Genomic DNA, 15,917 nt, shown 5'->3' with positions numbered 1-15,917 from the left:
CTGCTCGATGTAGTTGTTGAGCACACGGGTCAGCGCACCGCGGAAACCGGCCAGGTGGGTACCGCCGTCCTTCTGCGGGATGTTGTTGGTGAAGCAGTACATCGTTTCCTGGTAGGAATCGGTCCACTGCAACGCCACTTCCACGGTGATGCCGTTGGACTCGCCGGTCACCGAGATCACGTTCGGGTGCAGCGGGGTCTTCAACTGGGCCAGATGCTCCACGAAGCTGCGGATGCCGCCTTCGTAGTGGAAGTCGTCGCGCCGGCCATCGCCGCGCTCATCGATCAGGACGATCTTGACGCCGGAGTTGAGGAACGACAGTTCGCGCAGACGACGGGCCAGGATCTCGTAGTGGAATTCCACGTTGTCGTGGAACGCCTTCACCGACGGCCAGAAGCGCAGGGTGGTGCCGCGCTTGCTGCTGGGCTCCACCTGCGTGAGCGGGACCAGCGCCGCACCGTCGCTGTATTCCTGCTGGTAGTGGAAGCCGCCCTGATAAATGTCCAGCAGCAGCTTCTGCGACAGCGCGTTGACCACGCTGACACCGACACCGTGCAGACCGCCGGACACCTTGTAGCTGTTGTCGTCGAACTTGCCGCCGGCGTGCAGCACGGTCATCACGACTTCCGCCGCGGAGACCTCGCGATCGAGCTTCCTGCTCATCTGCTCGTGCTTGCCGGTCGGGATACCGCGACCGTTGTCGGACACCGACACCGACCCATCGGCGTGAATCGTCACCGCCACGTGATCGGCATGGCCGGCCAAGGCTTCGTCGATGGAGTTGTCGACCACCTCGAACACCATGTGGTGCAGACCGGTGCCGTCATGGACGTCACCGATGTACATGCCGGGACGCTTGCGGACTGCCTCCAGGCCTTCCAGGGCGGTGATGCTGTTGGCGTCGTAATTGCCGGTAGTTGCCGGGGTGTTCTGTTCTTCAGTCATTGCGCTTGCCGTAGGCTCCGCAGGTCGGGCCACCGCCGTGAGGCAGGGCGCCGAGAGATAAGGGGTTGCAACAGCAATTATACCAGTCGGGGGACGGGGCCCCTTGCCGACCACTATGGCACAGGCTGGACCTGCCCATGTTCCACGTGGAACCGGGCGATGTCGCTGACATCCGCCAACGCCGCCGGCGTCTCCGTGGCAGTGATGAATATCTGGGCGGGCCCGGCGCGCAGGCGATCCAGCACCCGCGCCTGATGGGTGCGATCCAGCTCGGAAGCCAGGTCATCCAAGGCGATCACCGGCCATTCGCCGCGCTGCTCGGCATAGTCTTCGGCCTGCGCCAGCAGGCAGGTGAGCGCGGTGAGCTTGGCCTGGCCGCGCGACAGTGCATCGCGCCCGGGAATGCTGGCAAAGCCCACACTCCAGTCGGCACGATGCGGTCCCACCGAGGTGTAGCCGGCCATGCGGTCACGTTCCCGCGCCAGCAGCAGCGCATCGGACAGCGACAGGTCCTGCTTGCGCCAGCCGGGGTTGAGACTCAGCGACTGGATGCCGAGGTTCGGCGCCAACGCGTGCGCCAGCTCGATCGTACGGTCCTGCAGCCGCTCCAGGTAGTGCTGGCGCCGCGTGGTCAGCGGCTCACCCGCCTCGGCCAGCTCGTGGTCCCAGGCATCGAGGGCGTTGGGATGCCCACCTTGCTTGAGCAGGGCGTTGCGCTGCTTCAGGGCCCGCGAATAGCGCCGCCACAGCGCCAGAAAGTCGGGTTCCACGTGGAACAAGCCCCAATCGAGGAACCGACGGCGTGGTTCGCCCCCGCCGCTGACCAGCGCGTGGCTGCCCGGCTCGAAGGTCACCACCGCCAGGGCGGCACACAGGTTGCCGAGCTGGGCGACGTCTTCGCCATCCAGTCGCCCCCTCCATTCCTGGCCACTGTGGCGAAGCCCGGCCTTTCGCCGCGTCGGCGCCACCGCACCGCGGCGTTGCTCGTCCCATTCGACGAATACATCCAGCGCTTCCTGCCCCTGACGCACCAGGCCGTCGCGAACGCGACCGCGGAAGCTGCGGCCGTATGCCATCACGTGCAACGCCTCGAGCACGCTGGTTTTGCCCGCGCCGTTGTCGCCAGTGATCAGATTGATGCCCGGTTGCGGTGCCAGGTCCACGCTGTCGAAGCGGCGGATCTGGTGCAGGGACAAACGACGGATGTGCATACGGACGATCTGGGCCGACGGCCGGGAAGGGTAGGGGTAATCAGTCAGCTTACTGCATCGGGCAGGTTCCACGGCCCCGTACCCACTCGCGTCCACCGGACACTCGATCCGGCCGCATCGACCACGTGGAACGTCCTCGAATTCGTTGAAATCTGCGCCGGCATCGGGGGGCAGCCGTGCAGATTTCAAGAATTTCGCGCCATGTGGGGGCGTTGATTTCTTGAAATCTGAGGGACCGCCCAAGGGTTCGGTGAGCAGATCGCAAGGGATTCACGGGTACCGGCGTTGGCTGTCCACAGGGCCTCTGTATGACTTATGCACAATCTCTGCGCAACCTGTGGATAAAAAAGGTCCCTCCGGGTGCCCTTAAAGATATCCACAGGTTCAACCCCAGGCTCAGGGCCTGTTTTACCGGGGGTTTCGAGGTCCATTTCCCCTTTACTTTCAATGAGATAAGGTACTTTTCAACCAAATCTGGCCCTACCATCACCACCTAGCTTTAGATTTATATACAGTTTTTAAAGCATAGAGCTGTGATCCAGCTGCTGGAAGAACCACTCCTACGGCAGCGTCAGATCTGCTGCCACGTGAATCGAGAAGAACGTGGAATCGCGCCGTCCCGACGCCGCCGGATGTGCTCACCTCTGCCCGCGCTCGCGCTGCCGTCCCCGAGAGGATCGTGTGCAACTCGGAGTGATCTGGAGTCGTGTTGTCGATGCAGCAGATACGGTTCGCGAATGCTCCACGTGGAACAACACTGCAGCCAAAAGAAAACCCGGCACTCGGCCGGGTTTTCCTGATCAGTCTGTTCCACGTGGAACCGTGCATCGGTCAGAGGCGAAGCGGCATCACCACATGGCGCGACTTCTCGCTGCTGGCTTCACGCACCAGCGCCGACGAGTTGGAATCGCGCAGCTGGATCACGACGTGCTCGTCGCGCAGGGCCGACAGTGCATCCAGCAGATAGTTCACGTTGAAGCCGATGGCCAGATCGCTGACCGTGGTGTCGGCCTCGATCTCTTCCTGGGCTTCTTCCTGCTCGGGGTTGTGCGCGCTGATCTTGAGGTTGCCCGGCGAGACTTCGACGCGGATGCCGCGGTACTTCTCGTTGGACAGGATCGCGGCGCGCTGCAGCGAGGCACGCAGCGCTTCGCGATCAACCTTCACTTCGCGGTCGGCGCCAATCGGGATCACGGCCTCGTAATCCGGGAAGCGGCCGTCGATCAGCTTGGAGGTGAACGTCACATCGTCGCGCTTGACCCGCACGTGGCTGCGGCCGACTTCCAGCTCGATCTCGCGATCGCCGCTTTCCAGCAGCCGCTGCAGTTCGGTCACGCCCTTGCGCGGCACGATGATCTGACGCTTGGCACCACTGGCTTTTTCCAGTTCGGTTTCGCACAGCGCCAGACGGTGACCGTCGGTTGCCACGGTCCGCAGGGCATCGCCGCGCAGGTCGAACAACAGGCCGTTGAGGTAGTAGCGCACGTCCTGCTGGGCCATCGCGAATGCAGTGCGCTCGATCAGCTCCTTCAGGGTGGCTTCGCCGATGGCGACACGCTCGGTGGCTTCGACTTCGTCGACAGACGGGAAGTCGTTGGCCGGCAGCGTTGCCAGGGTGAAGCGGCTGCGGCCTGCCTGCACGGTGATCTTGTCACCGGTCTGCGAGACGGTGATCCGGCTGCCGTCGGGCAGGGCGCGGATGATCTCGAACAGCTTGCGGGCGGGGATGGTGGTCTCGCCGTCCTGGGCATCTTCCACCGCGATCCGCGACACCATCTCCACTTCCAGGTCCGTGCCGGTCAGCGAAAGCTGTCCGTTCTGGACCTGGACCAGGAAATTTGCCAGAACCGGCAGGGTCTGGCGGCGTTCGACCACGTTGACGACTTGTGCCAACGGCTTGAGAAAGGCTTCGCGCTGCAGTGTGAAACGCATGTGGTTCCGTGCCCCTATGCTTTAAAAAAATGTGGAATAAATCAAAAGCCTGGTGGTGCTGGTAGCGCCAGAATCGCTGGAAAACACAGCTAAGTCTTTGTAAATAAAAGAGTTTCCGACCGCGAAACCCTCTGCATTACTGCCCCTCAAGGGGTGGGGAAAGCTGTGGATAATTCTGCCGCAGATTCAGCGGGCTTTTTTATCCACAGCCTGTCCCGTGCTTGCTACCGGATTCTGCACCGTTTTATGCGATGACGCCTCAGCGGCGTACATGCATCATTCGCTCAACTTCCGGATCAGCTTGTCCCAGTCTTCCCTCAACTTGCCGTCGGTCTCCATCAGCGTGCGGATCTGGCGGCAGGCATGCAGCACCGTGGTGTGGTCCCGGCCGGCAAACGCGTCGCCGATTTCCGGCAGGCTGTGCTCGGTCAGTTCCTTGGTCAACGCCATCGCCACCTGGCGGGGACGGGCCAACGACCGGGTCCGGCGCTTGGACAGCAGATCCTTGATCTGCAGCCCGTAGTAGTCCGCAACGGTTTTCTGGATGTTGGGAATGCTGATGGCCTGCTGCTGGGCACGCAGCAGATCGCGCAGGGTTTCCTGGGCGAAGTCGGTGGTGATCGCACGGCCGGTGAAATTGGCGCGGGCGGTCAACGTATTCAGCGCACCCTCGAGGTCGCGAACATTGGAGCGCATCTTCTTGGCAATCAGAAACGCCACATCGTCGGGGATCTCAGCACCGCGCTCGCGGGCCTTGGCGAGCACGATGGCCGCGCGGGTCTCGAAGTCCGGTGGCTCGATGGCCACCGACAGGCCCCAGGCCAGCCGCGACTTCAGCCGTGCTTCCAGCCCCTCGACTTCGCGCGGGTACCGGTCGCAGGTCAGGATGATCTGCTGCTTGCCGTCGAACAGGGCGTTGAACGTGTGGAAGAACTCTTCCTGGGTCCGATCCTTGCCGGCGAAGAACTGGATGTCATCGATCAGCAGCGCGTCCACCTGCTGGAACTGGCGCTTGAACTGATCCATGGTCTTTTCCTGCAACGCACGGATCATCGCGCTGAAGAACTGTTCCGAACGCAGGTAGAGCACCTTGGCGGCCGGGTTGGCCTGGCGCATCGCATTGCCGGCCGCGAACATCAGGTGGGTCTTGCCCAGACCGGTGCCGCCGTACAGCAACAACGGGTTATGGGCGCGATCGCCAGGTTTCTGCGCCGCCTGGAACGCCGCGGCCAGACCCAGCTGGTTGCTGCGGCCTTCCACGAAGTTGGCGAAGGTGTAGTGCGAATCCAGGTTGCCGGCGAACGGTACCAGCGGCTCGGCCGGCACCACCGGGGCGGTGAAGCCCGAAATCGGCGCAATCTGCGGCTCCACCGGGCGCGGACGCGAGCCGATTTCAAGAAAAACGTCGCCGAAACCGGCGAAGTGCGTCAGCAGTTCCTTGATGCGTGCCAGGTACAGCTCGCGCACCTGGTCGACGATGAAGGCGTTTGGCGCATAAAGCACCAGGCTGTCCGCGCGCAGATCTGCCTGCAGCGGCTTCAACCAGGTGTGAACATCCTCAGGCGGAAACTCCGCTTCAAGGCGTTCGAGACAACGGGACCAGGCATCCATCGGCAATAATCGTCTGGGGCCAGCGCATAGGCGTAAAAAACCGCCGCACCGCAGGCCGGAAGGGGGAAGAATGGATGGCGCAGACTACCACCGACGAGGGAGGCCGGGAATGGTTGTCCCGAAGTTATTCACAAAATGATCCACAGCTATTGCACAGGCCGATGAAATCCCGTAGTGGGCAGGACTTGACGGCACCGCAGCCAGGTCTATAGAATTTCCGGTTCTTTCCGTCCCCTTCATATAGAGGCCCGCATGGCCACCAAGCGCACTTTCCAACCCAGCAACCTCAAGCGTAAGCGCGACCATGGCTTCCGTGCCCGTATGAAGACCGCTGACGGCCGCAAGATCCTGTCGCGTCGCCGCGCCAAGGGCCGCAAAGTCCTGAGCGCTTGATTGCAATGCCGCTTCCCGCGGCAGACGCAATCCAGACTGTGAGCAGTTCCGACCCGCGCAAGCGATTTCCTCGCTCTGCGCGGGTTCGTACGCGTGCCGAATATACAACGGTCTTCAACGGCGCCCGCCGTGTGTCCGATCCGCTGATGACCCTGCACTGGCTGAAGAGCGATTCTCCGGCCAGGCTGGGTCTTGCGGTGTCGCGCAAAGTCGATCCCCGAGCCGTGGGTCGCAACCGAGTGAAGCGTGTGCTGCGCGATGCCACACGCCATCTACGGCCGTGGATGAGTGCCGGCGATTACGTCGTCGTCGCCCGTAGCGCTGCCCGTACCGCCAGCAATGCCGAGATCCGCCAGGCCTTCGAGCGCCTGTTGCGCCGCCTTGGCACATTGCCCATGCCGGGCGCGGACGGCACAATGCCGCCGCCCCTGGGCGTTGCATCCCTTTCCCAGTCCGAGCCGGCATCGCGTGCCGGCCACGCCGAGCCTCCACGCTGATGAACCAGACCCGCGTTTTCCTGATCTTTGCCTGGCTGATGGTGGCCGTGTTGCTGTGGATGGAGTGGGGCCGCGACAAGGCCGCCCCGGCGACCGCGCCGGTGGCCGCCCAGACCCAGGGCCCGCTGCCCGCCGCCGGCGCCGTACCGGGCGCCACGGTGCCGCACGCGCCGGGCAGCGCCCCGGCCCCGGCGACCGCCCAGGCTGCCGCCGGCGCCCCGCGTGTCACCGTTACCACCGACGTGCTGCGTCTGGTGCTGGATGGCGGCACGGTGCTGGACGCCGAGCTGCTGCAGTTCCCGCAGACCAAGGACGACGGCAGCCCGCCGGTGCGCCTGCTGACCGAAGAGGCCACCCACCCGTATCGCGCGGTGAGTGGCTGGACCAGCCAGGACAAGAGCATGCCGGTGCCGGAAGCCAACGGCTTCACTCTGGTCGGCGACGCCAGAACCTTCGAACTGGCCAAGGGCCAGAACGAACTGCAGATCCCGTTCGTGTGGAATGGCCCGAATGGCGTCAGCATCCGCCGTACGTATACGGTCAGCCGCAACGAGTACGCGGTGAAGATCAAGGATGAAGTGATCAACGCCGGCACCACCCCGTGGAACGGCTACGTCTACCGCACCCTGGACCGCACCCCGACGATCCTGTCGCGCAGCATGACCAACCCGGACTCGTTCAGCTTCAACGGCGCGACCTGGTTCGATGCCGAGAAGAAGTACCAGCGCCGTGCCTTCAAGGATTATCTGGAAGACGGCCCGCTGAACCAGCAGGTCACCGGTGGCTGGATCGCCATGCTGCAGCACCACTTCTTCACCGCGTGGATCCCGCAGGCAGATCAGGCCGCGAACTACGCGCTGTCCCAGCATGACGGCCGCGACCAGATCCAGGCCACCGGCCCGGCCTTCACCGTCGCACCGGGCCAGCAGGTCAGCTCCGAGGCACGCCTGTGGGTGGGCCCGAAGCTGGTCAACCAGATCGCCAAGGAAGACGTGCCGGGCCTGGACCGCGTGGTCGACTACAGCCGCTTCTCGCTGATGGCCATCATCGGCCAGGGCCTGTTCTGGGTCCTGAACCAGGTGCACAAGGTCGTCAACAACTGGGGCTGGGCGATTGTCGGCCTGGTGATCCTGCTGAAGCTGGTGCTGTACCCGCTGTCGGCCGCGCAGTACAAGAGCGGCGCCAAGATGCGTCGCTTCCAGCCGCGTATCGCGCAGCTGAAGGAACGCTATGGCGATGACCGCCAGAAGTTCCAGACCGCGATGATGGAGCTGTACAAGAAGGAGAAGATCAATCCGATGGGCGGCTGTCTGCCGATCCTCATCCAGATGCCGATCTTCTTCGCGCTGTACTGGGTGCTGGTGGAGTCGGTGGAACTGCGCCAGGCACCGTGGTTCGGCTGGATCCAGGATCTGACCGCACGCGACCCGTACTTCATCCTGCCGGTGATCAACGTGGCGGTGATGTGGGCCACGCAGAAGCTGACCCCCGCGCCGGGCATGGACCCGATGCAGGCCAAGATGATGCAGATGATGCCGCTGATCTTCGGCGTCATGATGGCCTTCATGCCGTCCGGTCTGGTGCTGTACTGGGTGGTCAACGGCGGCCTGGGCCTGCTGCAGCAGTGGTGGATGACCAAGCGCCACGGCAGCGACCCGGTGCCCGCCACCGCCGCACCTGCCAACAAGAAGTAACCGGGCAACCGGACCCGGGAAACCCGCCGCAAGGCGGGTTTCCCGCATCTGCGGCCCGCGCAACGGTGTGATCCGTAGAATGCCCCGATCCACCGCACACAGCAGCCCGCCCCATGTCCGCAGCCCCCGACACCATCGTGGCCATCGCCACCGCACCCGGCGCCGGTGGCGTGGGCATGCTGCGCCTGTCCGGCCCCCACGCAGCGACCATCGCCCAGGCGATCGGGGTGCGCGCGCTGCGCCCGCGGCACGCGCATTACGCGCGCTTCCGCGATGCACAGGGGGAGGTGATCGACGACGGCATCGCGCTGTGGTTCCCGGCACCGCACAGCTTCACCGGCGAGGACGTGGTGGAGCTGCAGGGGCATGGCAGCCCGGTGGTGCTGCAGCAGCTGGTCGCGCGCTGCATCGCGCTGGGCGCGCGGCAGGCGCGGCCCGGGGAGTTCAGCGAGCGGGCGTTCCTCAACGGCAAGCTCGACCTGGCCCAGGCCGAGGCCATCGCCGATCTGATCGCCGCCGGCGATACCCGCGCAGCGCGCGCGGCCCGGCGCTCGCTGGACGGGGTGTTCTCGCGCCGCGTGGAGGAGGTCGCAGAACAGCTTGTTCTGCTGCGCATCCATGTGGAAGCGGCCATCGACTTCGCCGACGAACCGCTGGATACCCTCGGTGGCGAGCAGGTGCGCGGCGGCCTGGGCGAGGCGCTGCGCGCGATGGGGCGGCTGCGCGACGACGCCGAACGCGGCCGCAAACTGCGCGACGGCCTGCACGCGGTGCTGGTCGGACCGCCAAACGCCGGCAAGAGCTCACTGCTCAATGCGCTGGCCGGCAGCGAACGTGCCATCGTCACCGACATCGCCGGCACCACCCGCGACACTCTGCGCGAAACCATCCGCATTGACGGGCTGGAACTGACCCTGGTCGATACCGCCGGCCTGCGCGACGGCGGTGACGCGATCGAACGCGAAGGCATGCGCCGCGCGCGCGCGGAGATGCAGCGCACCGACCTGGCGATCATCGTGCTGGATGCGCGCGATCCGCAGGCCGGACGTGTCGCCATCGGCGATGCCGTCGATGCGGTGCCGCAGCAGCTGTGGATCCACAACAAGAGTGACCTGCTGGCCCAATGGCCCGCTGATGCAGCGCCGGATGTGGTGCACGTGTCGGCAGCCACCGGTATGGGGCTGGACCGCCTGCACGCGCGGCTGCGCGAGCTGGCCAGCGGCGGTGCCGGCGAGAGCGTGGACGGCGAGTTCTCCGCGCGCGCGCGGCATGTGGAGGCCATCGTCCAGGCCATCGGCCATGCCGGGCGCGCCGAGGCCGAGCTGGTGCATGAGCACCTGGAACTGGCCGCCGAGGAACTGCGCCTGGCCCACGAGGCGCTGGGGGAGATCACCGGGCGGATGAGTGCGGACGATCTGCTGGGACGCATCTTCTCCAGCTTCTGCATCGGCAAGTAGCCGCGTACTTCCCGCTGTCACACCGCATCGCCACACTACGCCCGTCCTTTCCACGCCCCGCCGCGCTGGCGCGGGCCGCATCAACAGGGGTTTGCGGTGTCGAAGTCGTTGTGGGGTTGTGCGTTGCTCTTGTCGCTGGCCGTGGCACCATCGGTGGCCATGAGCGCTGAATCCTCTCCCGCGCCGCTCAAGGCGGCCGTGTACGGCCACCGCGGTGCGAGCGCGCTGTTGCCCGAGCACACCCTGGCGTCGTACGCCCAGGCCATCGCCGATGGTGCGGACTACATCGAGCCGGACCTGGTGATGACCAAGGACGGCGTGCTGGTGTCGCGGCACGAGAACGAGATCGGCGGCACCACCGATGTGGCCGCACACCCGGAGTTCGCCAGCCGCAGGACGGTCAAGACCATCGACGGCGAGCGCATCGAGGGCTGGTTCACCGAAGACTTCACCCTGGCCGAGCTGAAGACGCTGTACGCCCGCGAGCGGCTGCCGCAGCTGCGCAGCACCGCGTTCGACGGGCAGTTCCGCATCGCCACGCTGGACGAGATCATCGCCTTCCTGGTGCAGCAGGCCGGTCGCGCCAACCGCGGCATCGGGCTGGTGCCGGAGATCAAGCACGGCACCTACTTCGCGAGCATCGGCCTGCCGATGGAAGACTCGGTGCTGGCCGCGCTGCAGGGCAATGCCTACACCCGCGTGGCGCCGGTGACGATCCAGTCCTTCGAGGTCGGCAACCTGCGCTACCTGCGTGGCAGGATCGGCCGCGCGTCGAACATCCGCCTGCTGCAACTGCTGGGCGACCCGGCGCAGCAGCCCGGCGATGTGCTGGCCGCCAAGGGCAGCCAACGCTATGCAGACCTGATCACACCGGCGGGCCTGCGCGAAGTGGCGACCTATGCCGACGGCATCGGACCGAACCTGCGCATGGTGATTCCGCTGGATGCGGCCGGGAAGCTGGGCACGCCGACCGCGCTGGTGCGCGACGCGCATGCGGCCGGGTTGATGGTGATCCCGTATACCTTCCGACCGGAGAACGCCTTCCAGGCCGCCGACTTCCGCACCGGCGATACCACTGCGCGCAACGCCGCCGGGTCCGTGGCCGAGATGCGTGCCTACCTGGCGACCGGCATCGATGCGTTCTTCACCGATGACCCGGCGCTGGGCCGCCAAGCGGTCGACACCGAACGCTAGTCATTGCCGGCACTACCGTCGATCTTCGGGTCTACGGAACGGGATCACGACGTAGTCCTGGCCTTCGCGCGGCTGCCACAGCACCGGCACGCCTTGCGGGGAGGGAGGTTCCAGGTCGTTGTCGCGCATGGGGGCGAGGTCGTCTTCTTCCTCGTCCTCCCAGCTGTAGCGCTTGCGCGGCGCCATCGGGTCGGACAGGCGGAACAGCAGGGCGCCAACGATGCCGGCAAAGGCACCGCCCATGTGCGACTGCCAGGACACGCCCGGCTCGTGCGGAAGAATGGTCAGCAGCATGCTGCCGTAGAACAGGAAGGCGATCAGGCCGGCGGCGATGGCGGGCCGGTCGCGGCGCAGCAGGCCGAGGACGAACACCAGAAACATCAGGCCGTGGGTGATGCCGCTGGCACCGAGATGGCGGCTGCCGATGTCGCCGAGCAGCCAGGCGCCCAGGCCCGAACCGATCCACAGCAGCGGGAATGCGCGCAGGGTTGCCTTGGGATAGACGCTGCCGGCGAGGGTGCCGAGGATCAGCAGGGCTGCCGCGTTGGCGCCCAGGTGCTGGACCGAACCGTGCAGCAACGGCGCGCCAAGAATGCCGAGCAGGCCGGCCTTGTCCAGCGGGGCGACTGCCCACGGGCGCCAGTCGAAATGACCTTGGGCGGTGAACACCGCCACCAGCACCAGCACGAAGGCCAGGCTGAGGTTGAAGGCCCGCATCACACGACCGCGGTCGGTACGGGACGGAGCCGGCGGCTCGCCGGCAGGCAGGGGCAGGTTGGCGTTCATACCCTTAGGGATTGCGTCGCCCGGGCTGAACACAAGGGCAACGCGATGGGAGAGAGAGGTGCCGCCTGCGGGACAATCCCGCAGGCGGCAACCGGGGTCAGGCGTGGCCGTCCTGCTTGGGCGGGTTCTTCAGGCTCAGCACCACCGTGGCGGCGATGATGACGGCCACCACGCCCAGCGAGATCGGGGTGGGGATCTTGAAGATGTCGATCAGCATCATCTTGGCGCCGATGAAGGCCAGCACCAGGGCCAGACCGTAGGGCAGCAGGTGGAAGCGATCGGCCATGCCGGCCAACAGGAAGAACATCGCGCGCAGGCCCAGCACCGCGAACACGTTCGAGGTCAGCACGATGAACGGGTCGGTGGTGATGGCGAAGATGGCCGGGATGCTGTCCACGGCGAAGATCACGTCAGTGACGGCAATCAGGATCAGCACCACGAACAGCGGGGTGTACCAGCGTTTGCCGTCGCGCATCACGCTCATGGCATTGCCGGCATAGTCGGGCAGCAGGCGCAGGTGCCTGCGCATCCAGCGCAGGGCAGGGTTGGTCTCCAGGTCCGGCTCCTGGCCGGCGGAGAACCACATCTTCCAGCCGGTGAACAGCAGGAACGCGCCGAACACATAGAGCAGCCAATGGAACTTGGTGAGCAGCACACTGCCGGCGAAGATCATGATCGTACGCAGCACGATCGCGCCCAGGATGCCGATGATCAACACCTTCTGGCGCTGTTCTTCCGGCACCGCGAAGTAGCCCATGATCATCAGGAAGACAAAGATGTTGTCCACCGCCAAGGCCTTCTCGACCAGGTAACCGGTCAGGAACTCCAGGCCGACCTTGTTGGCCACGACCTGGCCCGCGGTCTCGTTCAGGTAGTACCAGAGGCCACCGTTGAAGGCCAGGGCCAGGGCGACCCAGCCGATGGACCACCACAGGGCCTCCTTGAAGGTGACCTTGTGCGGGCCGCCGTGGCGCATCAATACCAGGTCGACCAGCAGCGCGATGACCACCACCGCGCCGAAGCCGCCCCACAACCACAAATTACCGATCGTCTGCATGGGTTTATCCGTTGGGAAAAGAAAAAAGCCTCAAGCCGGACGGCGAGGATCTGCAACGGAGGATCGGGGGGATCCGGGGACAGAGCTTCGCCATGCGGCGAAGGTCTCGCTCGCAGTCCCGATGGGTGGGACTGCCGTTGCACCGGAGCCTGCGGGCTCGAATTGACGGCGACAACGTCTGGGAGCTACTCCCCTTCTGGCGCCGATTCTGCGGGCTGTTCGGGCCGGCGTCAAATCGCCGGCCTGCCGGGCCGGGGCGGCGCCCGTTTACAATAGGCCGATGAACAATGCCCCCGCCCCCGTAGTCCGCCTCAAGAACGCCTGGCGCTCCAGCCACCCGTGGATCTTCCAGAAACTGGTCGAAAAGCCTGCCGTCCGGCCCAAGCCCGGTGCCATCGTCGATGTGGTCGGCGTGGACGGGGAGTGGATCGGCCGGGGGTTCTACAACGGTCATTCGCGCATTGCCGTGCGTATCCTGGAAACCGATCAGCGCATCCCGGTGGACGCTGGCTGGTTCTCGCGCAAGATCGCCCAGGCGGTGTCGCTGCGTCGTGACGTGCTCAAGCTGGATGATGTCTCCAACGCCTGGCGCGTGGTGCACAGCGAAGGCGATGGCCTGTCCGGCCTGGTGGTGGACCGCTATGGCGACCTGGTGGTGGTGGAGTTCTTCGCCGCCGGCATGTTCCGCCACCGCGAATGGATCTACGAGGCGCTGCGCGAGCAGTTCCCGGGCTGCCGCTTCCACAGCTTCGCCGACGAACACGTGCAGAAGCAGGAGAGCTTCGACTTCCACGGCAACACCACCACCGAAGCGTCGGTGATCACCGAGTACGGGGTGAAGTTCCGTGCCGATCCGGCCGGGGCGCATAAGACCGGGTTCTTCGCCGACCAGCGCGAGAACCGCGAGTGGCTGAGCCGGCAGGTGGAAGGCAAATCCGTGCTGGACCTGTGCTGCAACACCGGCGGCTTTGCGGTGTATGCCGCGGTGCGCGGCGCGTCCGAGGTGGTCGGCATCGACATCGACGAGGATGTGATCGACATCGCCAAGGGCAACTCGCGCCTCAACAATGTGCGCCCGAAGTTCGTGCAGTCCGACATCTTCCCGTGGCTGCGCGATGCGGCCAACCGCGGTGAGCAGTACGACGTGGTGATCCTGGACCCGGCCAAGATGACCCGTGACCGCGACCAGGTGATCACCGCCCTGAAGAAGTACCTGGACATGAACAAGCTGGCGCTGGGTGTGGTCAAGCCCGGTGGCCTGTTCGCCACATTCTCGTGCACCGGCCTGGTGGCCGAGGACCAGTTCCTGGACATGCTGCGCCGCGCGGCCTTCTATTCCGGCCGCACCATCCAGATCCTCAAGGTAGCTGGCGCCGGTCCCGACCATCCGTTCATGGCCCACGTGCAGGAATCGCGCTACCTCAAGGCCGTGTTCTGCCGCGTCCTCGACTGACGCAGGGCCGGCGGCAGGTCGGCTCTTTGGGCACCACCGGGGATTGCAGGTGCCGGCCAGCGGCCGGCACTACCGTTCCCTGTGCCTGCGGCGCTATGGTCTGACGCTTCCCGAATGTTGAGAGGCGTCATGACGTTGCGCAGTCTGTCCCTGCTGGTGTCGCTGGCGTTGTGCACGCCGTTGGCCGCCCACGCGATCGAGTTCACTCCGCAGGAACTGGCCCGGGCCTCGGCGCTGCAGCGCACGCTGCTGACGCTGGACAGCCACCTGGATACGCCGGCCAACTTCCACCGCGAGGGCTTCGACATCGCCCAGCGCCATGACCACAACGCGTTGTCGCAGGTGGATTACCCGCGCATGGTCGAAGGTGGGCTGGATGGCGGTTTCTGGGCGATCTACACCGACCAGGGCGACCGCAGTGCGGCCGCTCACCAGCAGGACCGCGACGCCGGTCTGCTGCGGTTGATGGAGATCCGCGAAATGCTCGCCGCACAGCCGGAGACCTTCCAGCTCGCGCTGACCGCTGCCGATGCCGCCAGGATCAAGGCGGCCGGCAAGCGCGTGGTCTACATCAGCATGGAGAACGGCAGCCCGCTGGTGGATGACCCGACGCTGCTCGGTTTCTATCACCGTGCCGGGCTGCGCCTGCTCAGCACGGTGCACTTCGCCAACAACGAGTTCGCCGATTCGGCCACCGATCCCAAGGGCGCCGAGTGGAAGGGGTTGAGTCCGGCCGGCAAGGCGCTGGTCGACGAGGCGGTGCGGCTGGGCATCGTGATCGATCAGTCGCATGCCTCCGACGCGGTGTTCGACGACCTGATCGAGCGCATGCCGGTGCCGTTCGTGCTGTCGCACAGCTCGGCCAAGGCGATCTACGACCACCCGCGCAACCTGGACGATGCGCGTCTGAAGCGCCTGGCCAAGGCCGGCGGCGTGATCCAGGTCAACGCCTACGGCGGGTATCTGATCGACATCGGCAAGAACGAACCCCGCGCGCTGGCCGAGAAGACCGCGATCGACCAATGGGGGGGCTACGATGCCCTGAGCATGGCGCAGGGCGTCAAGCTGGCCCAGGTGCAGGCCGAACTGGACCGCCTGCATCCGGTGCGCAAGGCCACGCTTGACGACTTCTTCGCCCACTTCGAGCACATCCTGACGGTGGTCGGCCCCGATCACGTGGGCATCGGCCTGGACTGGGATGGCGGTGGCGGCCTGGCCGATCTGCAGGACGTGAGCGAACTGCCGAAGATCACCGCGTGGCTGCTGCGCAAGGGCTACACCCGGCAGCAGATCGCCGCCATCTGGGGCGGCAACCTGCTGCGCGTGATGCAGCAGGCGCAGGACCACGCCACCGCACTGGCCGCAGCCCCGTAGAGCCGGGTTCTACCCGGCTTGGTACCGGCGCCGATGGGCTCACGGTCAGGCACAAGCAGCCCGCCGTAGAGCCGGGTTCTACCCGGCTTGGTTCCGGCGCCGGTGGTCTCACGGTCAGGCACAAGCAGCCCGTCGTAGAGCCGGGTTCTACCCGGCTTGGTTCCGGCGCCGGTGGTCTCACGGTCAGGCAAAAGCAGCCGGGCAGAGCCCGGCTCTACGGGTGGCTTGGCTCCGGCGCCGCGGCCCTCATCGGCAGGCGAAAGCAGCCCGTCGTAGAGCCGGGTTCTACCCGGCTTGGTACCGGCGCCGGTGG

General features: G+C 65.7%; 13 protein-coding genes. 7 read left to right on the top strand and 6 right to left on the bottom strand.

Translation table 11 applies throughout. The features are described from left to right. The 4 genes from ACPEH1_RS12900 to dnaA all read right to left on the bottom strand — a co-directional run. Positions 1–945, bottom strand: a 945-nt coding sequence (locus tag ACPEH1_RS12900; RefSeq protein ID WP_423715881.1) for an ATP-binding protein, incomplete at its 3' end; no start/stop codon positions are given. A gap of 113 nt (positions 946–1,058) precedes the next feature. Next, on the bottom strand, positions 1,059–2,156 hold the full coding sequence (recF, locus tag ACPEH1_RS12895) for a DNA replication/repair protein RecF (RefSeq protein ID WP_017357099.1): 1,098 nt from the start codon (positions 2,154–2,156) through the stop codon (positions 1,059–1,061). 831 nt (positions 2,157–2,987) lie between these two features. Beyond that, entirely contained in the window at positions 2,988–4,088 is a 1,101-nt protein-coding gene (gene dnaN / locus ACPEH1_RS12890; protein WP_019184048.1) for a DNA polymerase III subunit beta, read from the bottom strand. A 276-nt stretch (positions 4,089–4,364) separates the two neighbouring features. Next, positions 4,365–5,699 (bottom strand): chromosomal replication initiator protein DnaA, encoded by a 1,335-nt coding sequence (gene dnaA, locus ACPEH1_RS12885; RefSeq protein ID WP_017357097.1) that lies wholly within the window; start codon positions 5,697–5,699, stop codon positions 4,365–4,367. Between the two features lie 252 nt (positions 5,700–5,951). Between dnaA and rpmH the strand changes: the two genes are divergently transcribed. From rpmH to ACPEH1_RS12860, 5 genes are all read left to right on the top strand, one after another. Further along, positions 5,952–6,092, top strand: coding sequence for a 50S ribosomal protein L34 (gene rpmH / locus ACPEH1_RS12880; protein ID WP_006404565.1), 141 nt, complete (start codon positions 5,952–5,954; stop codon positions 6,090–6,092). A 5-nt stretch (positions 6,093–6,097) separates the two neighbouring features. Continuing rightward, on the top strand, positions 6,098–6,589 hold the full coding sequence (gene rnpA, locus ACPEH1_RS12875) for a ribonuclease P protein component (protein WP_017357096.1): 492 nt from the start codon (positions 6,098–6,100) through the stop codon (positions 6,587–6,589). Next, a complete protein-coding gene (gene yidC, locus ACPEH1_RS12870; protein ID WP_423715880.1) occupies positions 6,589–8,283 on the top strand; it encodes a membrane protein insertase YidC in 1,695 nt (564 codons plus the stop codon). Before rnpA ends, yidC begins: the two co-directional genes overlap by 1 nt. 113 nt (positions 8,284–8,396) lie before the next feature. Beyond that, positions 8,397–9,740: a tRNA uridine-5-carboxymethylaminomethyl(34) synthesis GTPase MnmE gene (mnmE, locus tag ACPEH1_RS12865; RefSeq protein WP_136005800.1), complete on the top strand. Its 1,344-nt coding sequence runs from the start codon at positions 8,397–8,399 to the stop codon at positions 9,738–9,740. A gap of 159 nt (positions 9,741–9,899) precedes the next feature. After that, entirely contained in the window at positions 9,900–10,934 is a 1,035-nt protein-coding gene (locus ACPEH1_RS12860) for a glycerophosphodiester phosphodiesterase (RefSeq protein ID WP_051008647.1), read from the top strand. A gap of 12 nt (positions 10,935–10,946) precedes the next feature. On the opposite strand, the gene ACPEH1_RS12855 is transcribed toward ACPEH1_RS12860, so the two are convergent. Continuing rightward, a complete protein-coding gene (locus ACPEH1_RS12855; protein ID WP_017356970.1) occupies positions 10,947–11,720 on the bottom strand; it encodes a rhomboid family intramembrane serine protease in 774 nt (257 codons plus the stop codon). A 97-nt stretch (positions 11,721–11,817) separates the two neighbouring features. Next, positions 11,818–12,777, bottom strand: a complete 960-nt coding sequence (locus tag ACPEH1_RS12850; protein WP_017356971.1) for a TerC family protein — start codon at positions 12,775–12,777, stop codon at positions 11,818–11,820. Between the two features lie 280 nt (positions 12,778–13,057). On the opposite strand from ACPEH1_RS12850, the gene ACPEH1_RS12845 reads away from it, so the two are divergent. Then, a complete protein-coding gene (locus ACPEH1_RS12845) occupies positions 13,058–14,230 on the top strand; it encodes a class I SAM-dependent rRNA methyltransferase (protein ID WP_017356972.1) in 1,173 nt (390 codons plus the stop codon). A 129-nt stretch (positions 14,231–14,359) separates the two neighbouring features. Beyond that, the gene (locus ACPEH1_RS12840) at positions 14,360–15,604 is read left to right on the top strand and encodes a dipeptidase (RefSeq protein ID WP_017356973.1); all 1,245 of its coding nucleotides are present in this window, start codon (positions 14,360–14,362) and stop codon (positions 15,602–15,604) included. Positions 15,605–15,917 lie beyond the last annotated feature (313 nt).

The sequence above is a fragment of the Stenotrophomonas sp. NPDC077421 genome (assembly GCF_049545505.1).
Taxonomy (GTDB): domain Bacteria; phylum Pseudomonadota; class Gammaproteobacteria; order Xanthomonadales; family Xanthomonadaceae; genus Stenotrophomonas; species Stenotrophomonas nematodicola.
This window is presented reverse-complemented; position numbering and strand designations above follow the sequence as displayed.